Here is a 26,281-nt window from a genome sequence, read left to right as displayed (position 1 = left end):
CAATGTCGGTCATCCTGGCGGAGGCCCCATCGGGCAGCGGTCTGAAGTCGATCGAGGGTTCGGACACCAACGGGGCGATCCAGATCCTGAAGATGCGCCGGGACCCGTTCGCCTTCAGCGACGCTCAGCAGGCGGCATTCGGTCGTGTCTCCTTCATGAACGCCTTCGGGCAGAAGCTGGTCACCTGCCGTGGACCCGAAGCGGCCGATCAGATCCTGATGAACAAGGACAAGGCGTTCGCAAACGGTCCGGCCTGGAGCTTTTTCATCGGCCCGTTCTTCAATCGCGGTGTGATGCTGCTCGACTTCGAAGAGCACCGCCACCATCGGCTGATCCTCCAGCAGGCTTTCACCCAGCCCGTGCTTAAGGGATACATGCAAGAGATGCAGCCGATGATCGTCGAGCGCATCAAGCAGTTCCCCGTCGGCGACGTCAAACTGTTCAGCGAGTTCAAGGCCCTCACCCTGGACGTGGCACTCGAGGTCTTCATGGGTCTGGAACTGCCCAAAGAGGAAGCCGACCGCGTCAACAAGGCGTTCATCGACACGGTCCGCGCAGGTGTCGCGCTGGTTCGTCGGCCGGTCCCTGGTGGTCGCTGGTGGAAGGGGCTGCGGTCACGCAAAGTCCTCGAAGAGTTCTTCATGAGCCACATCGCCGCCAAGCGGGCGGGGGAGTCGCCCGACCTGTTCTCGGTGCTGTGCCACGCCGAGAGCGAGGAGGGCCATCGGTTCACCGACGAAGACGTGGTCAACCACATGATTTTCGTGATGATGGCCGCCCACGACACCTCCACCATGACGATGAGTCAGATGGCTTACCGCATGGCCAAGTCGCCCGAGTGGCAGGACCGTGCCCGTGCGCAGTCCATGGAACTCGGCGCCGAGCTCGGCTACGACGACCTGGCCAAGCTGACCGATCTCGACCTGATCATGAAGGAGTCGCTGCGCATGTGCGCTCCGGTTCCCGGGCAGCCGCGGATGGCGATCAAGGACACCGAGGTACTCGGGCACTATGTGCCCAAGGGTTCGATCGTGTCGGTTCCAGCGCTGACCAACCACTACGACGCGGAGTACTGGTCCAACCCGTTCGTCTTCGATCCCGAGCGGTTCACCAAGGAGCGCGCCGAGGACAAGAAGCACCGGATGGCCTGGATGCCCTTCGGCGGTGGCGTGCACAAGTGCATCGGGTTGTATTTTGGGCAGATGGAAGTCCGGACGATCATGCACCAGTTGTTACGCGGTTTCGAATGGTCGGTGCCGCAGGAGTACACGATGCCGATGGATTTCAGCTCGCTCCCGGTGCCCAAGGACAAGCTGCCAGTCACCATGCGGCGCGTGTGATGGCGCGGTCGTCGAGTCCCACCGAAGAACGGGCATCATCGTCGCGCAAGGTGCGCAACACCGCATCGCCGCGCGAGCAAGAAGACGCAATCCTCGAGGCGGCGCGAGGCGAGTTCGAGGACAACGGCATTCGCCGTACCGGCGTCGACGATGTCGCCAAGCGCGCGGGGGTCAGCCGCAGCACCCTCTATCGGCGGTTCCCGAACAAGGAGGCGCTGCTGCTCGGCGTGGCCGAACGCATCTACCTCGACGGAATGATGTTGCTCGAGCAGGCCACTGTCGGCCACGGACCGCAGGAAGCGGTCGTCGAGGCGTTCTTGGCCGGTGCGCAGCTGGTGAACAACGACCCGTTGATCCGCCGCATGATGGTCGACGAACGCGACGCACTCAAGGGCATCACCAACTCGGTGACCGGTCTGTTCATCGAGATCGTGACCGGACGGATCATGAAGACGTTGCGGGCGGCGGGCGCGAAGATGCCCGATGAGGATCTGCACGCGGTCACCGAGATCCTTGTCCGGCTGGTGATCTCGTACCTCGATACCCCGGCGATGGATGAGAGCAGATCGGAGCCGGAAGCGGTCCGCGACTACGCGCAGCGCTATCTCGCGACGATGGTGTGGTGAGGCGTCGCGTGTCGAAGCTGAACCATGTGCGTACCGAGTTGGCAGCGGTACGGGAACTGAGGCGCGCCGGCGCGATGCCGGGTGTTCGTCAACTGCCGCAGGTCGCCAGGCTGCGTCGTGCGGCAGGGGAAGCCGCGGGACCCGCGATCTATGCGGCCATCCACGGCAGTCGGGTTGCGCTGATCGACCCGCAGGGACCGGTGACGTACAGCGAACTGGCCGCGATGTGCAACGCGGTGATGAACGGCCTAGGTGAGGTCCTGCCAGGTCAGGACCGTCCCACCGTGGGAGTGATGTGCCGCAACAGTCGCTTCGCGGTGATCGGTTTGCTCTCCGGCATCGGACTCGGTGCACGTGTGGTGCTGCTGAACACCGATCTCGGCGCCAAACAGATGGCGGAGGTGACCGCTCGCGAGAAGGCCGACGTGATCCTGCACGACGCGGAGTTCGCCGGCGTCCTCGAATTGGTCGACCAAGGTGTCCGCCGGTACGTCGCCTGGACCGACCAGGCTGAGGGTGAGCCTGGACCCGAAACACTCGACCACCTGATCTCGTCGAGCTCGACCGAACTGCCGCGGGCGCCGCAGCACCAGTCGTCGCTCGTGATCCTCACGAGCGGCAGCACCGGAGCACCGAAGGGCGCGCCGCGCGACGGCGCCGTGTCGATGTCGTTGCCGGCCGGGTTCGTCTCCAAAATCCAGATCCGCGGCTCCGACACCGTGCTGATGTCGGCGCCGGCCTTCCACGGCTGGGGCCTGCTTGCCACGATGGTGTGCCTGCTGACCGGCGCCACCGTGGTGATGGACCGGCGGTTCCGGGCACCGGAGTCGCTGAGTCTCCTGGTCGAACACCGTTGCACCGCAATGATGGTGGTCCCCACCATGCTGCGCCGGTTCATGGATCTCGACGAGGAACAGCTCCGTCGCATCGACCACGGCCGGCTCAGGATGATCGCTTCCGGCGGCGCCAAACTCGATTCATCCCTGGTGCTTGCCGTCGCCGAGCGGTTCGGACCGGTGCTGCACAATCTCTACGGCGCGACCGAGGCTTCGTACGTCACCATTGCGACCCCTGACGATCTCGCGGCCGAACCCACCACCGCCGGGCGCCCACCGCTGGGTGTCGAGGTGGCCATCATCCGAGACGGTGCTCGGGTACCGACGGGGGAGTCCGGACAGATCTTCGTGCGGTCGGGCAGCCAGATCAGCAAGTACACCAACGGCACGAGCAAAGAGACACTGCACGGGATGTTGAACACCGGGGACACCGGACGTCTCGATGCCGCGGGCAGGCTGTTCGTCGAGGGCCGCAGTGACGGGATGATCATCTCCGGCGGCGAGAACGTCTTCCCCGAAGAGGTGGAACTGGCGCTCGGCAAGCATCCCGACATCGTCGACGCCGCTGTTGTTGCCGTCCCCGATCAGGACTTCGGCCAACGACTCCGGGCATTTGTGGTGCCCCGAGACGGTGCCGACGTGGCAGCCGCCGACGTGAAGACCTACATCGGTACCGAGCTGTCGCGGTCGCGAGTTCCTCGCGACGTCATCGTGGTTCCCGACCTGCCGCGTGGCGCACAAGGCAAGGTCACAAAAACCACACTCGACGCGCTGGCACAGGAGCACAACACGGCGTAGGTCGTTAGGCCCCGCTCGGTGTTCTCGCCGTTGCTCGGTCTGTAGTCCGAGCGTTCGCAGGTTTCCCGAGCCGGCGAACTACTTCGCTCGGTGTCCTGGTCGTTGCTCGTCCTGCAGACCGAGCGTTCACGGGTTTGGTGAGCCGGCTAGCGGCCCCGCTCTGTGTCCTAGCCGTTGCTCGGTCTGTAGTCCGAGCGTTTGCGAGTTTCCCGAGCCGACCCGCGGCTCTGTGTGCGATTCTCGTCGTTGCTCGCTCCGCAGACCGAGCGTTCGCGAGTCTCCCGAGCGCCCCAAACCCGCTCCCACGCCTAGACTGCCTCAGCAGTCGTCACCCACCCAGCGGATCAGAGGTCACGTTCAGCCTGGAGTGCTTACGCCCGTAGGCGAGGTAGTAGCAGATCACCACCGACACCCATAGTCCGAAGAAGACGAAGGTGTACCAGTGCAGTCCCCACAGGATGTACATGCACGCCGCGATGGCCAGGACAGGGGTGACGGGATAGAACGGGACCTTGAACGGCCTTTCCAGATTCGGCTCGCGGCGGCGCAGGATGATCACGCCGAGACTGACGACGGTGAATGCGGTGAGGGTGCCGATCGACACCATGTCGATCAGGTAATCCAAGGGGATGAAGCCGGCCATCAGGGCCACGACGACGGCCACCACAACCGTGTTGTTCACCGGCGTCAACGTTGTGGCGTTCACCCGCGTGAAAAACTTCGGCAGCATGCCGTCGCGGCCCATCGCGAACAGGATGCGGGTCTGTCCGTACAAGGTGACCAGGGTGACCGAGAAGATGGAGATGACGGCACCCGCCGACAACACGATGGACGGCCAGGTCGACCCGGTCACGTCCTCGAGGATCTGGGCCAGGCCGGCTTCCTGCCCCTTGAACTTGTCTGCCTGCTGGGCGCCGACTGCGGCGAGCGCGACCAACACGTACACAACGATGACGGTGATCAATGCGGCCATCAGTGCCCGGGGCATGGTGCGCTGCGGGTCCTTCACCTCTTCGCCTGCCGTGGACACGGCGTCGAGTCCGATGAACGAGAAGAAGATGACGCCTGCTGCGGCGGTCACGCCGTTGGCGCCGTTGAGGAAAAACGGGCTCATGTTGTCGGTGTTGAAGGCGGAGAATGCGACCGCTGCGAACAGGGCCAGCACCGACAGCTTGATGGCCACCATGATCGCGTTGGCGCGGGCGGACTCGCTGGCTCCCCGGATGAGCAGAACCGCGCAGAGGGCCACCAGGATGATCGCGGGCAGATTGACCACACCGGGGTTCTCGTCCCACGGTGCCGCGCTGAGCGCATGTGGGATCGCTGGTAGGTGGATGTACCCGAGGAGTGCGTTGAGGTACTGACTCCAACCGACGGCGACCGCGGCGGTCGCCACCCCGTACTCGAGCAGCAGACAACCCGCGACAGCCATCGCGACGACCTCGCCGAGCGTGGCGTACGCGTAGGAATACGTCGACCCCGACACCGGCACCGCCGACGCCATCTCGGCGTAGCAGATCACCGCGAGACCGGCGGCGATGCCGGCGATGAGGAATGAGATCACCACGGACGGCCCGGCATCGGGCACCGCTTCGCTCATCACGAAGAAGATGCCGGTACCGACGGTGGATCCGATACCGAAGCACGCCAGCTGTGTGGTGGTGATGGTGCGTTTGAGGCCGGTGTCCGCTTCCACGAGGTAACCGGTGGGAACGGGTTTTCGGCGGAACAGGGTGGAGATGGTCAGTGGTGCTTCGCCGGCGGAGGCCGGGTTCTTGTTGACATCCATGGTGGGTACCTCAGCCGGGGAAGATGATGGTGGGAACGGTCGCGGCAGCGATGATCTTCGCCGCCGTCGACCCGAGGAATACGCGTTTGACGGAGTCGCGAGGGGTCGTACCGATGGTGAGGATCTCACCTTGCGGCCATTCGATGCCGTCGAAAGCCGCGTCCCAGTTGTCGCCGGTGCTCACCAACGTCTGGACGCTGTTGTCGATCACGTTGCGGTGCACCAACTCTTGCATTGAGGCCGCCATCTGCTCGCGCCATGCCTGCATGACGCCGCGTTCGGCATCGAATCCGACCTCGGGCGGGAACATGTCCGCCGGCCGAACCCCGAACGTCGCCACGCGTAGCGGGACGGACAGTCGCCCGGCGAGATCACGTGCCGAGACGACCACGTCTTCGCCGCGTGAGTCGCCGGAGTACGCGCAGGTGACACCGGTGATCGCGGTGCAACGGTAACCCCTCGGAGCGAGCGCAAGCGGTACGGAGCTGGAGTGCATGAGGCGACTGGTGGTGGCACCGAGCGACATTCGGCCGCCGTCGTCGCCGTGGGTGGTTCCGAGCACGAGGACGTCCGCGTCCAGCTCGTCGAGCGCCACATGCAGTGACTTGGACACCGAGCCTTCACTGACGCGGCGAAAGCTCACGCCGGTGCCCGGTGCGCGGGTCCGCAGGTGAGTTCGGGCGGCGGCCTCGGCGTCGTCGCCGTAACGCTGTGCGTACTCGGCGAACTCGGCATCGACCCGGGCCATCGATGGCGTCCTCCACGGCTTGGGGGTGGCGATCACCAATACCAGGCCGGTGCCGAGCGCATCGGCCAGGCCGGACCCGAGCTCGATCGCCTCATCGCCTCCGCGCCCGGGCTGATATCCGACGACAACGGTCACTGCAGGGGCCGTGCTGGGTTCATACGTCCGCCTCTTCCGATGATCTCCACGTTCACCCCCGCAAGGAATGTAACCGACCCCGGCGCACCCTGTCGGAATGTCGGGCGGGCCGTTCTTGCCGACCGACACGCGACCTGCCGCCAGAAGCAGGACCCGCACGGCGGCCGGGTCTCTAGGATGAACCGGTGCTCAACGCCCGCGCACTGCTGTCCGCCACTCCGGCGGAAGAGCGTGCCCTCATCGCGAAGGACCGTGCTGCACGGGCAGATCTACGCGCGGCGGAGTCGGCCTTGGCCGCGTTGGAGGTGGAACTCGGCGAGCGTGACCCGATTCGATCGCCGGTGTGGTTCCGGATTCTCGTCGCTGCGGTCGCGTTGGCGGCCGTGGCAGCTGTCGCCGGCGGGTACGGATACGTCACCGCCGACAGCGGGTTCAGTGATGCCGACTACCAACGGGCCGCGCGTGAACGCGTCGAGCTGCTGCTGACTCCGGCTGCCGACGATGCCGCCGGACGCAGCCGGAAGATTCTCGCCGGGTCCACGGGGACGTTCCGGGACGAGTTCGCCCAATCCGCCGATGCGTATACGAGGTTTGTTCAGCAGATCGGCGCCCAGGCGGCGGGAACCGTTGACGGCGTGGGTATCTCGTCGCGATCGGGCGAGCGGGCGACTCTGCTGGTCACGGCTGCGATCGCCACCCGTACCGAGGTCACCGACGATCCCGCCAACACCGAGCCGGGCGGCGGACCGGACGATCGGCGGTTCCGCATCCAGGTGGACGTGGTTCCCGAGGACGGGTCCCTGAAGATCTCGGACCTGGAGTTCTTCCCGTGAGCGTTGGTGCGAAGCGCGGTTCGCCCACCCTTGTCTGGGGCGGGCTGGTGGCCGCGGTGCTCGTGATGGTCCTGTGCGCCGGTGCTCTCACCTGGGCCTGGCAGGTCGACGGCGACGACGACCTGCTCGCCGCCAATCGCAGCCAGGCGCAGCAACAGGCCGGACCGCTGGTGGCTCAGGTGTTCTCGTTCGCAACCGACACCTATGCGCAGGACCGTGAACGGGCGCGCTCACTGGTGACCGATGAGTTCGCCGAGCAATATGCGACGTCACTCGATCCGGCGGCGGTGCCCGACTACTCGGTGAGCTGGACACCGATCGAGACCGGGATCTCCGACGTCGGTACCGATCATGCCGAGCTCGTGGTGTCGGCCGAGGTGGCCCAGACACGCACGGGCACGGAACCGGCAAGGTACGTCAAGGCACTCGACGTTCGGCTGGAGAAGGTCGGCGGCGACTGGAAACTCGCCAGGGCGGACGAGGTGCTGTGAGCGCGCGGACCACAGCCGGCAGTGGGGAGGAGACTGGCGGGGGCTCCAATAGGCTGCGTTTGGCGCGCGAGCGTGTCGCGGACGCGCGGGCGACCGCCCGCAGCGCTCGGTCTGCAGCGGCGCCCGCATACGCCGCGCGAGACCGACGACGCCGTGGCCGGCTCGCTCTCGCAGGCGGGTGCGCGGCCGCCGTCGCTGTCGTATTGCTGATCGCAGCAATCGTTCTCGCCGTGCAGCACCGTGCCGCCGAGCAGGACCGTGCCCGCGACTCCGCAGTCCTCGACGACACCCGATCGGCGATCGCGACCCTGCTGACCATCGATCCCGCCGAACCTCAACGATTCCTCGATGAGGCGCTCGCCGTGACATCCGGTGAACAACATCAGCGGCTCGTGGACGCACGGCCCCAGGTACTCGAACTCGTCGGTCAACTCGAGGCACCCAGTACCGGCCAGGTGCTCGCCGCAGGCATCACCGGTGACGTCGACGACGACACCGCCCGTGTGTATGTGGTTGCCGAGGGCACGAACCCGGCGCTGCTCGGTGCCGGTGCGGGACAGAGTCGGGTGGCTCTGGTGGTCACCATGAAGGCCGACGACGGTCGCTGGAAGATTGATCGGACACAGCTGCAATGACAGAGCACGACCCGCCTGAGCGCGACATGACCGGGCCCCGCCACACCCCGCCGGCGTCTCGCCGCGAGCATCGGGGGCGGCGACGGAAAACGGTCGTGGCGATTCTGGGCATCGCCCTCCTCGTGCTCGTCACCATCGCCGTGGTGGGGTTCATCGGCCCGCAGACGCGAGGTGACGAACGCGAGGGGCAGCGACGCGAGGTTCAAGCCGCCACGTCGGACGCGGTCAGTGCGTTGATGACGTTCACTCCGCAAACGCTCGCCGATCAGCAACAAATGGTCGGACCGCGGCTCACCGGCAGGCTGCTCCTCGATTTCCGTAGTAGAGGGCCTGCGGTGGTACTGCCGGCGGCCGTGGACCTCGGTGCCCAGATGTCTGCCCAGGTGATGGCGACGGCGGTGAACCGGATGGACTCCGACAGCGCCCGGGTACTGGTGTTCGTCAACCAGGACATCACCGTGCCGACCGCCGACCCCGCTCAGCAGGTGGTGGCTGTCTCGCGGTGGGCCGACATGCGTAAGGTCGACGGCAATTGGCTGCTCGCCGGGCTGCAACCGGTGGGACCGGGCTGAAGATGTCAAATCAATGTGCAGGCCGTATCCAGGATGTGAGGTGGCGATGAGCGCCGCGATCGTGATTGTCGGAGCCGGGCTCGGGGGAGCCCGACTGGTCGAAGATCTCCGTAATGAGGGATACGACGGGGACCTCGTACTGATCGGCCAGGAAGAGCACCCGCCCTACGATCGTCCGCCGCTGTCGAAATCGGTACTCATCGGCGATCAGGACCGGGTCGACCTCAAGCCGGCCGAGTTCTACGACGACAAGAAGGTGGATCTGCGCACCGGAACCCGGGTCATCGCAGTCGATCCCGCGTCGCACACGGTCACCACCGAACCGGTCGGCGGCGGCGCGCCGGAGACCCTTTCGTACGGCACGCTCGTGCTGGCGACCGGTCTGAACCCGCGCACTCTGCCGTTCGCCCGCGGGAAGGCGGGCGTGCACGTGCTGCGCACGGTCGACGACGCGCTGGCACTGCGTTCGGAGATCGACGGCGCGCGCACCGCAGTGGTGGTCGGTGCCGGCTTCATCGGCTGCGAGGTCGCCGCCAGTCTGCACACCCGAGGTCTCGACGTCACCGTGGTGGAACCGGCCCTCGCGCCCCTCGCGGTTGCGCTGGGTGAGCAGGTGGGCGCGATGGTCGGCAGGATCCACGCCGAACGCGGTGTGACGATCAAGACCGGGATCGGCGTCTCCGACATCATCGGCGATGAGAAGGTCAGCGCCGTCACCCTCGCCGACGGCACCGAACTACCCGCCGACATCGTCGTTCTCGGCATCGGGTCGACGCCGGTGATCGACTACCTCGAAGGGTCGGGTATCGCGTTCGCCGACGGCGGCGACGGCGGTGGTATCGCGTGTGACGAGACCGGGCGAACCAGTGCTCCCGACGTGTACGCCATCGGTGATGTTGCCAATTGGCGTGACGCACAGGGCAAACCGTCGCGGGTCGAGCACTGGAACAACGTCATCGAGCAGGCGGCAAAGGTGGCGTACACGATCCTCGGCACCGAGGCCGATAACCCACGGCCGTTTGTGCCCTACTTCTGGAGCGACCAGTTCGACATCAAGGTCCAGGCACTGGGCCATCCCTCGCCGGGCGACGACGTGCACGTGATCTCCGACGACGGAACCAAGTTCGTGGTCTATTACAGCCGGGACGGGCTGCTCACCGCCGTGGTCGGGGCTGGCAAGGCCGGAGCGGTGATGAAGATGCGTAACAAGCTGCTCGCCCACGCGCCGATCTCCGACGTCCTGGAGTGAGTGGACTCTGAGCTGATGGATGCCGCCGGCACCGCCGAAACCCTGTCGGCCGCAGCGGTGATGGCTGCCATCGATGAGGGGGGGGATCCGGATCGGGCCGCGAGTTCGGCGAAGTTCTTCCGGACGGGGCCGGGTGACTACGGCGAGGGCGACCGCTTTGCTGGCGTTCCCGTCCCGCAGCAACGGAAGATCGCCAAGAGGTTTCGTGGCCTCGACCGCAGTCAGGTGAACGTCCTGCTGGACAGCGACATTCACGAACACCGGCTCACCGGATTGTTCCTCCTGCGCTCCGGTTTCGAGAAAGCACGGAGCGACCAGGACCGCCGTGCCTGGGTGGACCTCTATCTGTCCGCGGTGGACCGGGGCCGGGTGAACAACTGGGATCTTGTCGACTCGTCTGCGGAATACATTCTGGGACAATGGCTTCTGCGCTGCGACCGGGAGAGGGGCGAGCAGGACCACACGCTACTCCTCGGGCTCGCCGCCGACACAGACCTCTGGCGTAGGCGGGTGGCCGTGCTGGCCACCTTCGCATTCATCAGAGCCGGTGACGGCACAACGCTTCTCGCGTTGGCCCCCACGCTGCTCGATGACCGTCGCGACCTGATCCAGAAAGCGGTCGGTTGGATGTTGCGAGAGACGGGAAAACGCGTCGACCGCCGTCTGCTGATCGACTTCCTCGACCAGCATGCCGCCGAGATGGGCCGCACCGCACTGAGTTACGCCATCGAACACCTCACCGCGAAGGAGCGTGCACAATACCGATCACTGCGGTGACGGGTTTCGAAGACGCGGGTCAGAACTCGATCTTGAGGGTGTCGGACGTGGGCCGGGCCTGACATCCGAGGATGTATCCGTCTTCGATGTCCTCTTCGTCGAGAGCCCCGACGTTCTCCATCGCCACGGTGCCCTCGGTGACCGTACACGCGCACGACCCGCATTCGCCTTCACGGCAGGAGTACGGAACGTCCAGCCCGGCCGACAACATGATGTCCACCAGGGTCCGGCTACGGGGCCACGACAACTCGTGCACCTCGCCGTCGAGTTCGACCTCCACCGATGCGGCGTCGGCGATCTGTTCCTCGGTGAGTTCTTCGGGCTCGGAGTCCTCGAACGGGTCACCGGAGAGTGACGAGAACACCTCGGCATGCACCTGGTGGTGCGACATACCGACCTCGGCAAGGGCCTTGTGCACCACGTCCATGAACGGACCCGGGCCGCACATGTATGCGTTGTAGGCCTTCAGTGGACGCAAGAGTGTTGCCAGCTTCTGCATCGTCGGGAGGCCCTGGACCGTCTCCAGCCAATGCACCACGGTGAGCCGTTCGGGGAACTGTTCCTGCAGCGCACGAAGTTCCGCGGCGAAGATCACGTCGTTCTCGCTGCGGTTGGCGTAACAGAGGTAGACGCGCCCGGTGCCCTTGAGCAGGGCGGACTTGAGGATCGACATCACGGGCGTGATCCCGCTACCCGCGGCGAGGAGCAGGATCGGCGCGCCGAGATCGGCCGGGGTGAAGACACCTGAGGGCGGCAGCACCTCGATCTGATCTCCGGCGGACACGTTGTCGCAGACCCAGTTCGATCCGTAGCCATCTGCGGTGCGCTTGACGGTCACCTTGGGCTTCTCCGAGGCGAACGGGCTCGAGGCGAGCGAGTAGCAGCGAGCCACCGATCCCGTCTGATCGCTCGGTATGCGCAACGTGAGGAACTGACCCGGCTTGTAGTGGAATCGTTCGGCCGACTCTTCCGGTACGTCGAAGACCAGGGACTTGGCGTCGCCGGTCTCGTCGATCACCTCGGCCACGGTCAGCACAATGCTGCGGGTGCTGTGCGGGGACACGGTCACCGGCCTACCTCCTCGCCTGATGGCATAGCGGACGCCACGGACAAAACTGGAACACGTTCTAGTCGAGATTACCAGTGCGTCCGAGCGGCCCCAACTCGCTTGTGAGGCCCACGCTCAGGATATGGCTACCGCGCGTGAGCAGGTCGCCCAGATCGGAGTCGGGCCGGTCCAGCCACTGCTGGTACGCGGCGAGCGCCACCGCGAGAAGCATCCAGGCGACCGTCTGGGGGCCGTGATCGGAGGCATCTGTGCCGGTGCGCATCGCGACGAACTCGGCGACCACATCACGCCATCCGGTGTACATCAGCATCGAATGCGCCTGCAGGGCCGGAACGCTCAGCAGCAGGTGCATTCGCCGGCGGTGATGTTCGAGGTGCTCGTCCGGCACCTCGTTGAAGGCGAGCAGTGCGGTGCGCAGCGCGTCGGCGACGGGCATGTCGGCGGGAAGGTCGGCAAGCAACCTGCGCATGTCCTGCAGGTGCTCGTCGAAGTCACCCCACGCGATCGCGTTCTTGGAGGGGTAGTAGCGAAACAGAGTTCGCCGGGCGATCCCGGCGGCGGCGGCGACGTCGTCGACACTGGTCTCGTCGAACCCGACCTCGGTGAACAGGTCGATCGCGGCGTCGGTGATCTTCGCCTTGGTGGTGCTCGGCCGCCGCCCGATCTGAGCGGTCACGCCGATCGCCGTCCACTGGGCACGGCTTCACCTCCGGTGCGTCTCGCGGTCGCCGACGTGCGACATCGCCCATGGTAGATGTCGAACAGCGGCCTGTTCCTGTTGCCTCAAAAGGCTGGCCCCAATGCCTGAAAACGATCTGCCACCTGGTGCCGATCAACTACGATTGCCCCACTTGCCGGGGCATGAAGTGAACGAGCGTTCCCTCACCTCGACGGCGTGGTCGGGGCACATCGATGCCGCTCCGGACAGACGGTGATCAGGCATGAATGACGTTGAGAGGGAACACGATGCGTAGAACTGTATTCGAGACCGAACACGATCAGCTGAGGGAGACCACCCGCCAGTTCATTGAACGGGAGATCGCACCTCATGCGGAGCAGTGGGAACGGGAAGGCCAGGTCGACCGGTCGGCGTATCTCGCCGCCGGCAAGTACGGGCTGATCGGGTTCAATCTGCCGGAGGAGTTCGGGGGCGGCGGGATCGAGGATTTCCGGTTCAACGCCGTCATCGTCGAAGAGCTGGCGAAGTTCGGATCCGCAACGCCTGCGTTGAGTCTGCAGAACGATGTGGTCGGGCCCTATATGGCAAAACTGACCAACGACGAACAAAAGCAACGCTGGCTTCGGGGCTTTGCCTCCGGCGAGTTGATCGGCGCAATCGCGATGAGCGAGCCCGGCGCAGGCAGCGACCTCGCCGGCATCAAGACGTCCGCAGTGCTCGACGGCGACCACTGGGTGCTCAACGGCTCCAAGACCTTCATCTCGGCAGGCATCAACTCCGACCTGGTCATCGTTGTCACCAGGACTGATCCGAACGGTGGGCACAAGGGGTTCACCCTGCTGGTCGTCGAACGCGGAATGCCGGGATTCGAACGCGGCCGCAAGTTGGACAAGATGGGCCAGCACGCGCAGGACACCGCCGAACTGCACTTCACCGACGTCCGCGTGCCGGTCGAGAACGTTCTGGGTGAGGTGAACAAGGGTTTCTACCACCTGATGCACAACCTGCCGTCCGAGCGGCTGTCGATAGCCATCGGTGCCATCGCCGGTGCGCGCCAGGTCTTCACCGACACGCTGCAATACACCAAGGACCGCAAGGCCTTCGGGCAACCGATCGGAACGTTCCAGCACAACCGGTTCGTCCTTGCGGAGATGAGCACCGAGCTCGACATCGCAGAGCAGTACATCGATCGGTGCCTGGCTGCCGTGGTCGCGGGAGAGCTGACGGCGGTGGACGCGGCGAAGGCCAAGTGGTGGACCACAGAACTCGCCAAGCGAGTAATCGACCACTGTGTCCAGCTGCACGGCGGATACGGCTACATGAACGAATATCCCGTGGCCAAGGCTTATGTCGACTCGCGGATACAGACCATCTTCGGTGGCACCACCGAGATCATGAAGGACATCATCGGCCGCGACATGGGGCTGTAGTACCTGTCCTTTCGGACGGTTTTCGCGGAATTCTCGTGTTGATTCGACTCAACCCCTGGCGTTTGTGCACTGAGTGCCATTATGGTGGTCGTCACACCCACAACAGGAGGTAATCCCCATGACAGTTCAGAATCCTTCGCAGTCGGACGCCACCACCGAGACCGAACTGGTCACCGAATCCCTGGTCGAAGAGGTGTCGATCGACGGCATGTGCGGCGTGTACTGACGTGACTGTCACCGACTCTGGCACCGTCACGGGTCGAGCTCCGGCTTCGCCTTCGTCTCCGTCGGGTCGAGCAACCGCCTTCGACACCGAGCGCGCGTGGGTGCTGAACTCGTCGGTCGCACTGCGCCCCGAGCCTTTCGGAGCGCTGTTGTACCACTTCGGCACTCGTAAGCTGTCGTTCCTCAAGAACCTGACGGTGGTCGAGGTCGTGCAGTCGCTCGGTGATCACGCCAGTGCTGACGACGCGCTCGCCGCTGCCGGCATCGGCGATGCCGACCGTCACCTGTATGTCAGCGCGCTCTCCGCGCTGGCTGTTTCGGGAATGATCGTCCCCAACTCCTAAGTCCGGCACGGCCGCACGCGTCGCAGCCCGGCGCGTGCGGTCCGGCAAATCCCTGCCGCCGGTACGTGTTCTGTGAGGAACCCCCATGACTTCTGTTCTCGATCGCCCCTCGGCGTCGTCTCAGCCCGTCGGCCGCCTGGTCGACCAGTTCGAAAAAGGTCTCGATGCACCGATCTGCCTGACGTGGGAGCTGACCTACGCGTGCAACCTGTCGTGTGTGCACTGCCTGTCCTCCTCGGGCAAGCGCGACCCACGTGAGCTCGACACCGCGCAGTGCAAGGCCATCATCGACGAGCTGCAGCGCATGCAGGTGTTCTACGTCAACATCGGTGGCGGCGAGCCGACGGTGCGGCCCGACTTCTGGGAATTGGTCGACTACGCCACCGATCACCAAGTGGGAGTGAAGTTCTCCACCAACGGCCTCAAGATCGACAAGAAGGTCGCCCAGCGTCTCGCGGCCAGCGACTACGTCGACGTGCAGATCTCACTCGATGGCGCGACCGCCGAGGTGAACGACGCAGTTCGCGGCCCGGGGTCGTATGCGATGGCGATCAAGGCGCTCGAGAACCTGCACGAGGCGGGGTTCGCCGACGCCAAGATCAGCGTGGTGGTGACCCGGCAGAACGTCACCCAGCTCGATGAGTTCAAGGCGCTCGCGGACCGTTACGGCGCAACCCTGCGTATCACCAGGATGCGGCCGTCCGGTCGAGGTGCCGACGTCTGGGACGACCTGCACCCGCTTCCCGAACAGCAGCGCGATCTGTACAACTGGCTCGTCGCACACGGCGAAGGGGTACTCACCGGCGACTCGTTCTTTCACCTGTCGGCGTTCGCCGAGTCCGGCCAGGGTGCGCTGCCCGGTCTGAACCTCTGTGGCGCCGGCCGCGTGGTGTGCCTGATCGACCCCGTCGGTGATGTGTACGCCTGCCCATTCGCCATCCACGAGAACTTTCTCGCCGGAAACATCTTGTCCGACGGCGGGTTCAAGACGATCTGGCAGCAGTCCGACCTGTTCCTCGAACTCCGCGAACCCCAGAACGCCGGCGCCTGCACCAAGTGCCAGCACTTCGACGCGTGCCGCGGAGGATGCATGGCCGCCAAGTTCTTCACCGGTCTGCCCCTGGCCGGACCCGACCCCGAATGTGTTCAGGGTTATGGCGAAGAATTGCTGGCCGGCGACCGCAGCGTGCCCTCGGCCAACAAGGACCACTCGCGTGGTGTGCCGCTGACCCTGATGACCCGTCCGCCCTCGCGTGACTGCGACGAGAACCCGCTGGCGGGATTCACGCCGGCGGCCGCCTCGGCCTGCCACTGAACGACGCGGCTTCACCCGGAGTCGCCTTTGATACCGAAGGCGAACTCCCACACCACAACCCGGCAAAGTCGCCGGTGAGCAAAGGAATCAACACCCCATGGTCAATCCCTGGTTCGAGAGTGTCGCCGAAGCCCAGCGGCGAGCGAAGAAGCGACTTCCCAAGTCGGTGTATTCGTCACTGATCGCCGGCAGCGAGAAGGGCATCACGGTCAACGACAACGTGGATGCGTTTGCCGAACTCGGGTTCGCGCCCCACGTCGTCGGCGCGCACGCCGAGCGGGAACTGTCGACAACCGTGATGGGTCAAGACATCTCGATGCCGGTGATGATCTCGCCGACCGGTGTCCAGGCCGTCGACAAAGAAGGCGAGGTCGCCGTCGCTCGGGCGGCCGCCGCCCGCGGTACCGCCATGGGTCTGTCGAGTTTCGCCTCCAAGCCGATCGAGGAGGTCACCGCAGTCAACGACAAGATCTTCTTCCAGGCCTACTGGCTCAACTCTCGCGAGGACATCCTCAAGCGCGCCGAGCGGGCCCGCGAGGCCGGCGCAAAAGGTCTCATCGTCACCACGGACTGGTCGTTCTCGATGGGACGTGACTGGGGAAGCCCCGAGATCCCGGAGAAGGTCGACCTCAAGGCCCTGCTGAAACTGGCTCCCGAGATCGCGATGCGACCGCGTTATGCCTGGGACTGGTTCAACAAGGGCAAGCCCATCATCCCGGACCTCACCGCGCCGAACGTGGTGGACAAGGCGCAGCAGGCACCGACCTTCTTCGGCGCATACGGGCAGTGGATGCAGACGGCGCCGCCGCGGTGGGAAGACCTGCAGTGGCTGCGCGAGGAGTGGGGCGGGCCGTTCATGGTCAAGGGCATCACCCGCATCGACGACGCCAAACGCGCCGTGGACATCGGGGCCACCGCCATCTCCGTCTCCAATCACGGTGGCAACAACCTCGACGGCACGCCGGCGACCATCCGGATGCTCGGACCGATTGCCGACGCCGTCGGCAAGGACATCGAAGTACTCCTCGACGGCGGGGTGCGGCGCGGCAGCGACGTCGTCAAGGCCCTAGCCCTCGGTGCCGATGCGGTGATGATCGGCCGCGCCTACCTCTGGGGCCTGGCCGCCAATGGCCAGACCGGTGTCGAGAACGTCCTCGACATCATGCGCGGCGGAATCGACTCGGCGCTGATGGGACTGGGCCGCCGCAGCATTCACGACCTCACCCGCGACGACATCATCATCCCCGAAGGCTTCGAGAAGCGATTCGGCGAAACCACCTCGTAGATCCCGGGGCGCCTCCCGCAGGTTGATTCGACTAGAACACGTTACAGTTTGTTGTAACGTGGCGTGGTACTCAACCACGTTCAGATCGACGGAGGCAGTGGCCGATATGGGAGATTTCGACGGCAAGGTCGTCTACATCACGGGCATCGCCCGCGGGCAGGGCCGCAGTCACGCGATCCGATTCGCCGAGGAAGGCGCATCGGTCATCGGGCTCGACGTATGTGGTGAGGTCACCAAGATCGGTTATCCGGTGGCCACCGCCGAAGACATGGAAGAGACCGTGCGCCAGGTCAAGGCCGCGGGGGGCAATATTCTTGCCCGCCAACTCGATACCCGTGACCTGGCGGGCCAGCAGCAGCTCGTTGCCGACGGCGTCGCCCAATTCGGCCGACTCGACTACGTCATCGTCAATGCCGGTGTGCTCACCTGGGGCAGCGTCCACGAGATGACCGAGAGCCAGTTCATGGACGTCATCGATGTCAACGTGAACGGATCCTGGAAGACGCTCAAGGCGACCATCCCGGCGATGCTCGAAGCGGGCAACGGGGGCTCGATCGTGATCATCAGCTCCGTCGCCGGGATCAAGTCGATGCCGATGCAGGCGTCCTACTCGGCGTCCAAACATGCCCTGGTCGGGCTGGCGCACACAACCGCAAAAGAGCTGGGCCGCAGCAAGATCAGGGTCAACACCGTTCACCCCTACGGCGTCGAGACCCCGATGTGCATCGAGGACGCCGATGCCTTCAAGGTGTTCGAGATGCCCGAATACAAGGCGCACTTCGAGCCGATCCTGCCCGGTATGGCCAAGTCCGGCGACATCACCGACGCGGTGATGTACCTGTGCTCCACACGCGCCAAGTTCATCACCGCCTCCTCCATCGAGGTGGACATGGGCGCCACCAAGGTCTAGGCGGCCACACAGCCGGCGGATACGACAACGGCCCACCCCGCACGCGGGATGGGCCGTCGTTTCGTGTGTGCGGTCGGTCAGTCCTGCCAGAGCGTGGCGGGGTCGGCTGCGGTGCGGGCCGGTGCGGCGGGTGTGTCGGGCACTGTCCGCGAAAAGCGCGGTGCCACAGAGGCTTGCATGACGCCGTCGATCTCCACCAGGGATCCACGACTGGCCAGGTGCTTGTTCTGCGGTGCTTCTTCCCAGTCGAGTACCGGCGTGGCGCACGCGTCCGTTCCGTCGAAGATCGCGGTCCACTCGTCGCGGGTCTTGGACTTGAACACCTCGGCGAAACGGATCTTCATGGCCGGCCACTGAGGCATGTCGAGCTGGTCGGGGAGTGTCTCGTCACCGGCGAGTCCCATCCCGTCGAGCAGGAGGGCATAGAACTGCGGCTCGATGGCGCCCACGGCGAAGTACTTTCCATCGGAGGTCTCGTAGACGTCGTAGAACGGGGCGCCGGTGTCGAGCAGGTTGGCGCCGCGCTCATTGCCCCACAGGCCCGTCCCGCGGAAGGCCCACATCATCTGGCCGAGCACCGAGGCACCGTCAACCATTGCGGCGTCGATGGTTTGGCCCTTGCCCGACTTATCGCGCTCCACGAGCGCCGCCAGGATTCCCTGCACGAGGAACATGGATCCGCCGCCGAAGTCGCCGAACAGGTTGAGCGGTGGGGTGGGCACCTCGTCGGCCCGGCCGACGGCATGCAGCAGGCCGGTCAGCGAGATGTAGTTGATGTCGTGGCCGGCCACCTGCGACAGCGGGCCGTCCTGGCCCCACCCTGTCATCCGCCCGTAGACCACACGGGGATTGACGGCCGCGACATCATCGGGACCGAAACCGAGGCGTTCGGTGACGCCGGGACGGAAGCCTTCGATGACGACATCGGCCTTTGCGATCAAATTCATGATCGCCTCTTTGTCCGTAGGATCTTTCAAGTTCGCCTCGACCACCGTGCGGTTGCGCAAGAGCTGGTCGGCGACCTGTCCCTCTTTGGGAAGCTTGCCGGGACGCTCGATCCGCACGACGTCTGCGCCCAGATCTCCCAGCATCATCGCTGCGTGCGGCCCGGGGCCGATGCCTGCGAACTCGATCACGCGTATTCCGCTCAGCGGTCCGTTCTTTGCCATGTATCGCACCTCATCGTCGAGTGGTCCACCACGCACGCCACCCGGCGGGCGCAGCGCGTCACATCCAAATACTGTCGGGTGCCAAGTAAACCAGGTGCCGAGCGAATGCTCGGGCGGCAAAGCCCTTCGGGGCGAAGCGGCAACGGTCTACCATTGTCCGAATGACACCTTCGGGCGGGCTCGGCTTCCGAAGCTGGACCGAGTTGGATGATCGGTCGGCCACGGTCCTCGTCCCGTTGGGTTCCATCGAACAACATGGGCCACACCTGCCACTCGACACCGATGTGCGGATAGCGACTGCCGTTGCCGATGCCGCAACCAGGTCGGGCCTGGAGCCAAGGGCTCAGGGGGTCGACCTGATGGTTGCGCCACCGCTCAATTACGGCGCGGCCGGGGAGCACGAGGGATTCCCCGGGACCATCTCCATCGGGCACGAGGTGCTGCACTCGGTGCTGGTCGAGTACGGGCGCAGCGCCTGCCGATGGGCGGCCCGGTTGGTGTTCGTGAACGCTCACGGTGGCAACGGGAGAACGTTGCTGTCGGCGGTGTCGCAACTGCGCACCGAGGGTCGGGAAGTGGCATGGTTCGGATGCGCCTCACCGGGCGCCGACGCACATGCCGGTTACACGGAAACGTCGCTGTTGCTGCACATCTCGCCGATGGCCGTGCGCGTCGAAGAGATGGTCAGCGGCAACGTGACTCCGGTGTCCGAATTGATGGCATCGATGCGTGCAGGGGGAGTGGCAGCTGTGAGTGACAACGGGATACTCGGCGATCCGATGGCGGCTTCGGCCGCCGAAGGGAGGCGAATGCTCAGCGACATGGCCGTGCGGCTGGCCGACGCTGTCGGTCGGTGGGAGCCTGACTCGAACGGGATGCTCACGTGATCGCCGGAAGTCGTCAGGACGAGCGCGAAGACGAAGGTGGGGATCCGGACGGATCGCAGGTCGACGTCCCGGTCGATCCCGACGTCGCGGTCCCGCCGCCCGGATTCCAGGTGCAGCTCGATCCACGCTGCATGATCTCCGACGATCGTCGCCACATCATCGGGGGGTCGCCGACCCGGCTCCTGAACCTGTCCGAGTTGGCCGGCGGCCTACTCGACGCCGACGGCCGGCTCACGGTGCACGACCGCACCACCTCGCAACTGGCCAGGAAGTTGCTCGATGCCGGCGTCGGTCACCCACGGCCGATGTTCGGCCCGACCGACACCGACGTCACCGTGGTGGTCCCGGTGCGCGACAACCAGTCCGGAATCGACCGACTGCTACCGGGTCTGGGCGGACACAAGGTCATCGTCGTCGACGACGGGTCGACCGTACCGATCCAGGCGCCAGGCGCCCAGGTGATCCGCCTCGAGCGCAGTCGTGGACCCGCAGCGGCGCGTAACAGGGGAGCCGCCCACGCGGACACCGAGTTGCTCGCATTCCTCGACTCCGACGTCGTGCCAGAGCATGATTGGCTCACCAAGTTGCTCGGCCACTTCTCGGACCCGAAGGTCGCCCTGGCGGCGCCACGAATCGTCGCGCTCGAGCCGGGCGGCGGCGCCACCTCCCGGTACGAAGCCCTGTGTTCTTCCCTCGACATGGGCCGCCGAGAAGGTCCGGTGGCGCCCCGGTCGCGAATTCCTTACGTCCCCAGCGCCGCAATGATCGTGCGCCGCAACTGCTTCAGCGGTTTCGACGAGTCGATGGAGGTCGCCGAGGACGTGGACCTGTGCTGGCGGCTTCATGCTGATGGGTGGTCGCTGCGATACGACCCCATCGCCACCGTCGCCCACGACCACCGGCATCGTCTCTCCAAGAGCCTCGACCGCAAACGGTATTACGGTACCGGCGCGGCGCTGCTGTCGGGCCGTCATCCGGGCATGGGTGCTCCCTTGGCCCTCACCGTTCCCATGGCGGCAGCGATGGCGGCTCTGGTCACGGGGACGGTCTGGGGGGTCATGGCCGCCCTCGCTGTCTTCGGAATGATCGGCGGGCGGCTGCACCGCCGGGTGTCGTCCATGCCCGATGCCGCCCGCACGGCCGCCAAACTCACAGCGCAGTCGGTGGGATTCGGGGTGTTGCAGTCGGCGTCTGCGATGTGTCGCCACTATTGGCCGCTGTCGATTCTCCTCGCCTTGGTGTCCAAGCGTTTTCGGCTGCTGCTGCTCACCGTTGCGGTCGGGGAGGCAGCTTACGAGTGGGTCCGGTTGGAGCTGGTGAACCCCGAGCCCGGTGCTCGCGTCGGCTGGTGGCGGTTCATGGTGCTCAAACGGCTCGACGATCTGGCCTATGGCGCAGGTCTGTGGCAGGGGGCGCTCGCGGGCCGCAGCATCGACGCACTCTATCCGCGGATCAGTAATACGGTGTCGACCGAAGCGCGCCCCCGCGTCGCCCCTCGATGACCTGATGAGCGGAGCTGCCGATGTCGGCGCGGACGTCATCGTTGTCGGCGCGGGCAGCAGCGGGAGTGTTGTCGCCGAGCGCCTTTCCCGAGATCCGGATCGGCGGGTCCTGTGGCTCGAGGCCGGGCCCGGTTCGCCGGGGCCATCCGCGCTCCGCCTGGACCGACTTCCGATCGGACCGGGTTCGGACCGGGTGGCGCGGTATCGCAGCAGGCAGGGGTTCGACCTACCCCGAGGGCGCGGTGTGGGCGGCTCGTCGGTGGTCAACGGCGGATATTTCCTGCGTTGGCATCGTTCGGATTTCACCGGCTGGTCCGAGGAGATCTGGCCGATGCCGGTCATCGCCGACACCTACGACAGTCTTGATGGTGGCGCGCAGGGCGGCGGCTCGATGCATGTCTCAGCATTTGCCGATGATGAGATCGGTGCGTATGCCGAGGCGTTCGAGAGTCATTGGGAATCAATGGGTCTTGCGCGTGTCGAGGCGCCGTGGACCGATCTGGGGATCAACCGGGTGCGTTCGAATCGGGACGGCCCCCTACGTCGGTCGGCCGCGCACTGGATGGCTGACGATGGCGGCCGGCCCAGCCTGCGTCTGCTCACCGGTGCGGCGGCCACCGAGCTCGTGGTGCGGGGAGGGCGCGTCACGGGAGTCGCCGTCGGTGACGATGTGTTCGCCGCTGACGAAGTAATTGTCTGCGCCGGAACCCTGGGGACTGCAGAGCTGTTGATTCGGTCACCAGGCGTGCAGATTCAGAGCCTGGATGTGTGGGAGCATCGCGAAGTGCTCGTGCGGTTCGGCCCCGCGTCGCTGCCCGTCGCGAAGCCCCCGGCGTTGCTGCAGTCTGTGGTGCACACGTCCGACGGTGTCGAGTTACGGTGTTACGGAGGGGACTTCGCCGACTTCATCGACGGTCTGCCGGTGACGGGACCGGCTTTCGGGGCCGCTCTGATGCGTCCGCACCGCGCCGGATCCCTTTCGTGGGATGCGACGCACGGGCTGCAGGTCGACCTCGGTGAGCTCGACGACGCTGACACGCTCACCCTGGGGGTGTGGGCCGAGCGACTGCGGGCGATGCTCGAAGGTGATCACTTTGCCGCGTACGTGGAGAAGGGGAGTGCTCAGATCGATCCGGTGCTCAGGACCTCACAGCACGCCTGGGGCACGCTGCCGATGGGGGTGGCCACGGACTGGGCCGGAGCGGTGAACGGGGTCGATGGTCTGAGGGTGATCGATGCCTCCATCTTGCCGACGGCCGGCTCGTCCGGGCCGCACGCGACGGTGATGATGGTCGCGGCTCGCATCGTGGATCTGATCTACTGATTTACCAAACTGAATGTCCAATTGTCCTCCGTCAACGCCGGTGGCTACGGTAGGGCCATGGACGAATCTCGGTTGACCGTCGTGATCCCGGCCTACAACGAGGCCGAGACTCTCAGGGGTTGCCTCGACAGCTTGGTACCGCAACTGACCCACCTGTACGAGATCGTGGTGGTGGACAACAACTCGACTGATGAAACGGCTTCGCTTGTTGAGGAATTCGCTTCGAAGTACGGCAAGTTCCGGTCGGTGGTGGCCACCGAACAGGGCGTGATCCACGCCCGCACAGTCGGTTTCGACAATGCCCGGGGTGATGTGATCGCTCGCATCGATGCCGACTCGCGCGTCGGTCCCGGGTGGGCGCAGTCGATCAACGAGTTCTTCGACCAGTACGGTGACGTTTACGAAGCGGGCACCGGCTTGTGCACTTCATATGATCTGCCGTTCCAGGATCGCTTTCGCCGATCGCACATCGGTATCACCGACGATGCGCGGGCCGAACTGGCCGCGATGTCAGAGCGGCCGGGGTCCGAGGGGCCAGATCTTCAGCGGTTGTTCGGGTCGAACATGGCAATGACAAAAACGGCGTGGGAGCAGGCGCGCTCGTGCAGCTGCATGCGCTCGGACGTGTTCGAGGATCTTGATCTGACCCTGTGCCTCAAGCGGAACGGTGTCCGGATCGGCCTGATCCCCGGCGCCGACGCAACAATCTCCGGCCGGCGATACCTCACCCCGCCCCCGGCATACTTCAGGTACTGCCTGCGAGATCAGCGAACCTTCAAAGTGCATGGGCTGCCCAAAGAGCGAGCGAAGGCGGTGGTGCAGATGCTTGTTGTCGCCATGCCCTTCTATCTCATCAACTGGGTGCCCTTTCGGGCATATGATCCCGTCTCGCAGCGATTCACCATTCGGAACCTGATCCGGCCGCCGCAGACTCGGCTCACGCCCCGCGCCCACCGCTGACCGGCCGTCGACTCTCGAGGCCCGAAGGCTTCACAAGCACAGCATGCGGTGGGTGATCCCGCCGTGGATCTTGCCCGCCTCGTGGGCTACGTGATAAATCCAGCGACCGGTGCTCATACGGGTGACTGCTTGCGGCAGAAGAGGATTGCGAAGAGCGAGCGACGTCACCACCAGCGGGAACAGCAGCGGCCGATTGTATTGGGTGAACCCCATCTCCCGGTAGCGGGCATGTATCTGCGCCGCCCCCCGCCCATAGACGTAGATCTGTTTCCACAGCGACCGGTAGGTGTTGCGCAGTCGGTAGTCGAGCAGGGCTTCAGAGCTGTGTACGAGCACGTACCCCGCCAGTTGTGCGCGCCATACGTAGTCGTTGTCCTCGGCCGTGTGGACAAAGGCCTCGTCGAATCCGCCGATACGGTCGTGGACATCGCGCCACACGCCCATGTTCGCGCCGATGGCGGTCGGATACCAGCCCGGTACCGGCCAACCGTCTTCGGGCAAAGGGATCGGCCGCCAGGTCCGAACCTCAGGGGTGTTGAGCGCCTCGGTGTCGAGGGATCCCGACACGAGGTCGGCGGCTTCTGCGGCGGCCGTCATGCTGCTGAGCCAGTGTGGACGTACCCGGTCATCACTGTCGACGAACGCGAGAAAATTGCCTCGGGCGGCCTCGGCGCCCGCATTACGCGCATGCGACGCCCCCGGCAGCGCAGAACTGTCGACGTAGACGACGTGGAGACCGTCGGGGATCGCTGGGCCGTCGATGAACTCGCGTAATCCGTCGGTCGAACCGTTGTCGCTGATCACCACCTCCCAGTCGCCTTGATAGTCCTGAGCGGCAAGAGCTTTCATCTGCTCGATCAGGTAAGGCATGCCATTTCTGACCGGGATGATCACCGAGACACGAGACGGTCCCCGGCGCTGTGATCGTGGAGGGGGCATTGGTCGACGACCTCAGATGATGGTGGCTCGGTGCGTCTCGAATGACTCGCGGACGATCTGACAGTATTCGCCGATGTCGGGCATCACTGCCGAGTCGACCGTGATCGACATGGCGATGTGGTCGCCACGGTCGGAGATCGCGTGAGCCAGAGTTGCACCCGAGCCGACCGGTTGCATGGTGAAGCTGTCCACGATGTTCATCCCGCAGAAACTACCGTGTCTCGCGATCCCGGGCAGGTTGGTGATCACCACGTTGAAACGGGGCGGCGCGACTGACTTCTTGCGGCGCGGCCGCCCGGCACCGAGCAGCCGGAGGACCGGGGCGGGCACGATGTCGATGAACCCCGTCGTCTGTTCCGCCAACTTCTGTTTGACCCTGTTCTTCTTACGTGCGGTCTCCGCGGCGATCAGCGATATCCGCACCCGGGGATCCGTTTCGGTGGTCACCAGATCCACGACCACCGGAACGAACTGGTTTGCCGCATCCGCTTCACGCATTCCCCTCGTGGACACCGGTACCAGAGCAGACAGCGACGATGGCGGGGTCTCGTTCCTGCGACCGAGATAGTCGTGAACAGCCTGTCCGACAATGGACAACATGAGGTCGTTGACCGTGGCGCCACCCAACGAGGACTTCATCTCGAGCACATCGCCGCGGTCGAAGAGGATGTGGCCTACAGTGCGGGGGCCGCGGAAGTCGTGATTGAAGCGGGTGACCGGCCAGACCCGGTGGGGCCGACCACCGCCCGCCTGTGCTCGCCTCTGCTGTCTCGATGCCCGCACGATCCCGATACCCTCTTGTGCGAACCGGCTCCAGAGCGCGGGTCCACGCCGGAGTTCCCGACGGGTCAGCGCCGCGCGAGATGCAGTGCCCTTCCCGACGACCCGGCCCTCCGCGCGTGTTGCCTCGCTCACGACACCGTCGTCGAACACCTTCTCGCCCAAGGTCGCCGAGGTGACGCCATCGAAGGCGATGTGATGGAACCGGAACACCACGAGACTGCACAGGCCGGCGTGGCCTGGCACGCCGGTGACGTCGGGGATGACGTGCATGAGCCAGGGTGCGTGGGCCAGATCCATCGGCGAGTCTCCGAATCGCTCGACGAGCTCGATCGCCGAAGCCCACGTGCCGACGTTGCGGTGCACCTGCAGGTGGGCGGCTGCGGAGAAATCCGGATCAGGAACCCAATAGGGGTAACCGATGTCTGAGGGCAGCCGGATCAGCTTGCTGGTGAACAGGTCTGAGATCCAGATCCGTTCGCTGATCCACTCCAGGAGGCGATCCTCGGTGAGCTCGAGCGGTCGGCCGGCGGGGTTCACGACAACCTGGCAGCTGACCACCGTGGCCGTCGCGACCCCGTCCCCGAGGTAGAGGTATGCGGCGTCACGCGCGGTGACCTGTTTCATTCGGCGA

26 protein-coding genes are annotated in these 26,281 nt (G+C 65.3%); 19 read left to right on the top strand and 7 right to left on the bottom strand.

The annotated features are described in order from the left end of the window. The first annotated feature begins 2 nt into the window (after window positions 1-2). The 3 genes from WIMU1_RS16930 to WIMU1_RS16920 are packed head-to-tail and all read left to right on the top strand — an operon-like array spanning window position 3 to window position 3,600. Window positions 3-1,340 carry a cytochrome P450 gene (locus WIMU1_RS16930; protein WP_062798937.1) on the top strand — a complete coding sequence of 446 codons (1,338 nt, stop codon included), beginning with the start codon at window positions 3-5 and terminating at the stop codon, window positions 1,338-1,340. Next, entirely contained in the window at window positions 1,340-1,966 is a 627-nt protein-coding gene (locus tag WIMU1_RS16925; protein WP_023956124.1) for a TetR/AcrR family transcriptional regulator, read from the top strand. Before WIMU1_RS16930 ends, WIMU1_RS16925 begins: the two co-directional genes overlap by 1 nt. 8 nt (window positions 1,967-1,974) lie before the next feature. Then, window positions 1,975-3,600, top strand: a complete 1,626-nt coding sequence (locus tag WIMU1_RS16920) for an AMP-binding protein (protein ID WP_062798936.1) — start codon at window positions 1,975-1,977, stop codon at window positions 3,598-3,600. A 328-nt stretch (window positions 3,601-3,928) separates the two neighbouring features. Here the strand turns inward: WIMU1_RS16920 and WIMU1_RS16915 are convergent, their stop codons facing one another. Both WIMU1_RS16915 and WIMU1_RS16910 read right to left on the bottom strand, forming a co-directional pair. Further along, window positions 3,929-5,389 carry an amino acid permease gene (locus WIMU1_RS16915; RefSeq protein ID WP_084248334.1) on the bottom strand — a complete coding sequence of 487 codons (1,461 nt, stop codon included), beginning with the start codon at window positions 5,387-5,389 and terminating at the stop codon, window positions 3,929-3,931. A 10-nt stretch (window positions 5,390-5,399) separates the two neighbouring features. Then, on the bottom strand, window positions 5,400-6,272 hold the full coding sequence (locus tag WIMU1_RS16910; RefSeq protein ID WP_062798935.1) for a universal stress protein: 873 nt from the start codon (window positions 6,270-6,272) through the stop codon (window positions 5,400-5,402). A 185-nt stretch (window positions 6,273-6,457) separates the two neighbouring features. Between WIMU1_RS16910 and WIMU1_RS16905 the strand changes: the two genes are divergently transcribed. From WIMU1_RS16905 to WIMU1_RS16880, 6 genes are read left to right on the top strand one after another with little or no spacing between them, the layout of a single operon-like run. After that, on the top strand, window positions 6,458-7,105 hold the full coding sequence (locus WIMU1_RS16905) for an Rv1363c family protein (RefSeq protein ID WP_062798934.1): 648 nt from the start codon (window positions 6,458-6,460) through the stop codon (window positions 7,103-7,105). Next, window positions 7,102-7,596: a hypothetical protein gene (locus WIMU1_RS16900; protein WP_062798933.1), complete on the top strand. Its 495-nt coding sequence runs from the start codon at window positions 7,102-7,104 to the stop codon at window positions 7,594-7,596. The genes WIMU1_RS16905 and WIMU1_RS16900 overlap by 4 nt, the downstream gene beginning before the upstream one ends. Before the next feature lie 59 nt (window positions 7,597-7,655). Further along, window positions 7,656-8,231, top strand: coding sequence for a hypothetical protein (locus WIMU1_RS16895; RefSeq protein WP_147431370.1), 576 nt, complete (start codon window positions 7,656-7,658; stop codon window positions 8,229-8,231). Next, window positions 8,228-8,803 (top strand): hypothetical protein, encoded by a 576-nt coding sequence (locus tag WIMU1_RS16890; protein ID WP_062798930.1) that lies wholly within the window; start codon window positions 8,228-8,230, stop codon window positions 8,801-8,803. Before WIMU1_RS16895 ends, WIMU1_RS16890 begins: the two co-directional genes overlap by 4 nt. Window positions 8,804-8,849: 46 nt before the next feature. Next, the gene (locus WIMU1_RS16885) at window positions 8,850-10,052 is read left to right on the top strand and encodes an NAD(P)/FAD-dependent oxidoreductase (RefSeq protein WP_062798928.1); all 1,203 of its coding nucleotides are present in this window, start codon (window positions 8,850-8,852) and stop codon (window positions 10,050-10,052) included. Between the two features lie 60 nt (window positions 10,053-10,112). Continuing rightward, on the top strand, window positions 10,113-10,829 hold the full coding sequence (locus WIMU1_RS16880; protein ID WP_062799222.1) for a DNA alkylation repair protein: 717 nt from the start codon (window positions 10,113-10,115) through the stop codon (window positions 10,827-10,829). 19 nt (window positions 10,830-10,848) lie between these two features. Here WIMU1_RS16880 and WIMU1_RS16875 read toward each other — a convergent pair whose 3' ends face one another. Beyond that, complete coding sequence (locus tag WIMU1_RS16875; protein ID WP_023956104.1) at window positions 10,849-11,898, bottom strand: ferredoxin--NADP reductase; 1,050 nt, start codon at window positions 11,896-11,898, stop codon at window positions 10,849-10,851. A gap of 58 nt (window positions 11,899-11,956) precedes the next feature. Beyond that, a complete protein-coding gene (mftR, locus tag WIMU1_RS16870) occupies window positions 11,957-12,574 on the bottom strand; it encodes a mycofactocin system transcriptional regulator MftR (protein WP_030164881.1) in 618 nt (205 codons plus the stop codon). Window positions 12,575-12,864: 290 nt separating this feature from the next. Between mftR and WIMU1_RS16865 the strand changes: the two genes are divergently transcribed. From WIMU1_RS16865 to WIMU1_RS16845, 6 genes are all read left to right on the top strand, one after another. Then, window positions 12,865-14,007 (top strand): acyl-CoA dehydrogenase family protein, encoded by a 1,143-nt coding sequence (locus WIMU1_RS16865; RefSeq protein ID WP_062798926.1) that lies wholly within the window; start codon window positions 12,865-12,867, stop codon window positions 14,005-14,007. 118 nt (window positions 14,008-14,125) lie between these two features. After that, on the top strand, window positions 14,126-14,233 hold the full coding sequence (gene mftA, locus WIMU1_RS25825) for a mycofactocin precursor MftA (RefSeq protein WP_084248332.1): 108 nt from the start codon (window positions 14,126-14,128) through the stop codon (window positions 14,231-14,233). A 1-nt stretch (window position 14,234) separates the two neighbouring features. Then, a complete protein-coding gene (gene mftB, locus WIMU1_RS16860; RefSeq protein ID WP_062798924.1) occupies window positions 14,235-14,576 on the top strand; it encodes a mycofactocin biosynthesis chaperone MftB in 342 nt (113 codons plus the stop codon). Window positions 14,577-14,661: 85 nt separating this feature from the next. Beyond that, window positions 14,662-15,891 carry a mycofactocin radical SAM maturase gene (mftC, locus tag WIMU1_RS16855; protein WP_030164873.1) on the top strand — a complete coding sequence of 410 codons (1,230 nt, stop codon included), beginning with the start codon at window positions 14,662-14,664 and terminating at the stop codon, window positions 15,889-15,891. Between the two features lie 97 nt (window positions 15,892-15,988). Next, window positions 15,989-17,176 (top strand): pre-mycofactocin synthase MftD, encoded by a 1,188-nt coding sequence (gene mftD, locus WIMU1_RS16850; RefSeq protein WP_030164868.1) that lies wholly within the window; start codon window positions 15,989-15,991, stop codon window positions 17,174-17,176. 106 nt (window positions 17,177-17,282) lie between these two features. Beyond that, on the top strand, window positions 17,283-18,086 hold the full coding sequence (locus WIMU1_RS16845; protein ID WP_023956246.1) for a mycofactocin-coupled SDR family oxidoreductase: 804 nt from the start codon (window positions 17,283-17,285) through the stop codon (window positions 18,084-18,086). Between the two features lie 77 nt (window positions 18,087-18,163). On the opposite strand, the gene WIMU1_RS16840 is transcribed toward WIMU1_RS16845, so the two are convergent. Further along, window positions 18,164-19,255 carry a CaiB/BaiF CoA transferase family protein gene (locus tag WIMU1_RS16840; protein WP_062798923.1) on the bottom strand — a complete coding sequence of 364 codons (1,092 nt, stop codon included), beginning with the start codon at window positions 19,253-19,255 and terminating at the stop codon, window positions 18,164-18,166. A 161-nt stretch (window positions 19,256-19,416) separates the two neighbouring features. Here WIMU1_RS16840 and mftE point away from each other — a divergent pair, with 161 nt between their 5' ends. The 4 genes from mftE (at window position 19,417) to WIMU1_RS16820 (ending at window position 23,928) form a co-directional block, all read left to right on the top strand. Then, complete coding sequence (mftE, locus tag WIMU1_RS16835; RefSeq protein WP_062798921.1) at window positions 19,417-20,142, top strand: mycofactocin biosynthesis peptidyl-dipeptidase MftE; 726 nt, start codon at window positions 19,417-19,419, stop codon at window positions 20,140-20,142. A 110-nt stretch (window positions 20,143-20,252) separates the two neighbouring features. After that, window positions 20,253-21,644, top strand: coding sequence for a mycofactocin biosynthesis glycosyltransferase MftF (gene mftF / locus WIMU1_RS16830; protein WP_062799221.1), 1,392 nt, complete (start codon window positions 20,253-20,255; stop codon window positions 21,642-21,644). A gap of 4 nt (window positions 21,645-21,648) precedes the next feature. Further along, window positions 21,649-22,968 (top strand): mycofactocin system GMC family oxidoreductase MftG, encoded by a 1,320-nt coding sequence (mftG, locus tag WIMU1_RS16825; protein WP_062798919.1) that lies wholly within the window; start codon window positions 21,649-21,651, stop codon window positions 22,966-22,968. 57 nt (window positions 22,969-23,025) lie between these two features. Next, window positions 23,026-23,928: a glycosyltransferase family 2 protein gene (locus tag WIMU1_RS16820; RefSeq protein ID WP_062798917.1), complete on the top strand. Its 903-nt coding sequence runs from the start codon at window positions 23,026-23,028 to the stop codon at window positions 23,926-23,928. A 30-nt stretch (window positions 23,929-23,958) separates the two neighbouring features. Here WIMU1_RS16820 and WIMU1_RS16815 read toward each other — a convergent pair whose 3' ends face one another. Together WIMU1_RS16815 and WIMU1_RS16810 are read right to left on the bottom strand one after the other, a co-directional pair. Continuing rightward, window positions 23,959-24,822, bottom strand: coding sequence for a glycosyltransferase family 2 protein (locus WIMU1_RS16815; protein WP_169805150.1), 864 nt, complete (start codon window positions 24,820-24,822; stop codon window positions 23,959-23,961). A gap of 57 nt (window positions 24,823-24,879) precedes the next feature. Then, window positions 24,880-26,274 (bottom strand): WS/DGAT domain-containing protein, encoded by a 1,395-nt coding sequence (locus tag WIMU1_RS16810; protein ID WP_062798912.1) that lies wholly within the window; start codon window positions 26,272-26,274, stop codon window positions 24,880-24,882. Between the last annotated feature and the right edge of the window lie 7 nt (window positions 26,275-26,281).

Source organism: Williamsia muralis NBRC 105860 (assembly GCF_001598915.1).
In the GTDB taxonomy this organism is placed as follows: Bacteria; Actinomycetota; Actinomycetes; order Mycobacteriales; family Mycobacteriaceae; genus Williamsia; species Williamsia muralis.
The sequence above is the reverse complement of the archived record's forward strand: the minus strand, read 5'-3'. Positions and strand labels throughout refer to the sequence as shown.

Coding starts and splice junctions, on each gene's coding strand:
- WIMU1_RS16930 (WP_062798937.1), top strand. CDS start 3: ATGTCGGTCATCCTGGCGGAGGCCCCATCGGGCAGCGGTCTGAAGTCG.
- WIMU1_RS16925 (WP_023956124.1), top strand. CDS start 1,340: ATGGCGCGGTCGTCGAGTCCCACCGAAGAACGGGCATCATCGTCGCGC.
- WIMU1_RS16915 (WP_084248334.1), bottom strand. CDS start 5,389: ATGGATGTCAACAAGAACCCGGCCTCCGCCGGCGAAGCACCACTGACC.
- WIMU1_RS16890 (WP_062798930.1), top strand. CDS start 8,228: ATGACAGAGCACGACCCGCCTGAGCGCGACATGACCGGGCCCCGCCAC.
- WIMU1_RS16885 (WP_062798928.1), top strand. CDS start 8,850: ATGAGCGCCGCGATCGTGATTGTCGGAGCCGGGCTCGGGGGAGCCCGA.
- WIMU1_RS16880 (WP_062799222.1), top strand. CDS start 10,113: ATGGCTGCCATCGATGAGGGGGGGGATCCGGATCGGGCCGCGAGTTCG.
- WIMU1_RS16865 (WP_062798926.1), top strand. CDS start 12,865: ATGCGTAGAACTGTATTCGAGACCGAACACGATCAGCTGAGGGAGACC.
- mftA (WP_084248332.1), top strand. CDS start 14,126: ATGACAGTTCAGAATCCTTCGCAGTCGGACGCCACCACCGAGACCGAA.
- mftC (WP_030164873.1), top strand. CDS start 14,662: ATGACTTCTGTTCTCGATCGCCCCTCGGCGTCGTCTCAGCCCGTCGGC.
- mftD (WP_030164868.1), top strand. CDS start 15,989: ATGGTCAATCCCTGGTTCGAGAGTGTCGCCGAAGCCCAGCGGCGAGCG.
- WIMU1_RS16845 (WP_023956246.1), top strand. CDS start 17,283: ATGGGAGATTTCGACGGCAAGGTCGTCTACATCACGGGCATCGCCCGC.
- WIMU1_RS16840 (WP_062798923.1), bottom strand. CDS start 19,255: ATGGCAAAGAACGGACCGCTGAGCGGAATACGCGTGATCGAGTTCGCA.
- mftE (WP_062798921.1), top strand. CDS start 19,417: ATGACACCTTCGGGCGGGCTCGGCTTCCGAAGCTGGACCGAGTTGGAT.
- mftG (WP_062798919.1), top strand. CDS start 21,649: ATGAGCGGAGCTGCCGATGTCGGCGCGGACGTCATCGTTGTCGGCGCG.
- WIMU1_RS16820 (WP_062798917.1), top strand. CDS start 23,026: ATGGACGAATCTCGGTTGACCGTCGTGATCCCGGCCTACAACGAGGCC.
- WIMU1_RS16810 (WP_062798912.1), bottom strand. CDS start 26,274: ATGAAACAGGTCACCGCGCGTGACGCCGCATACCTCTACCTCGGGGAC.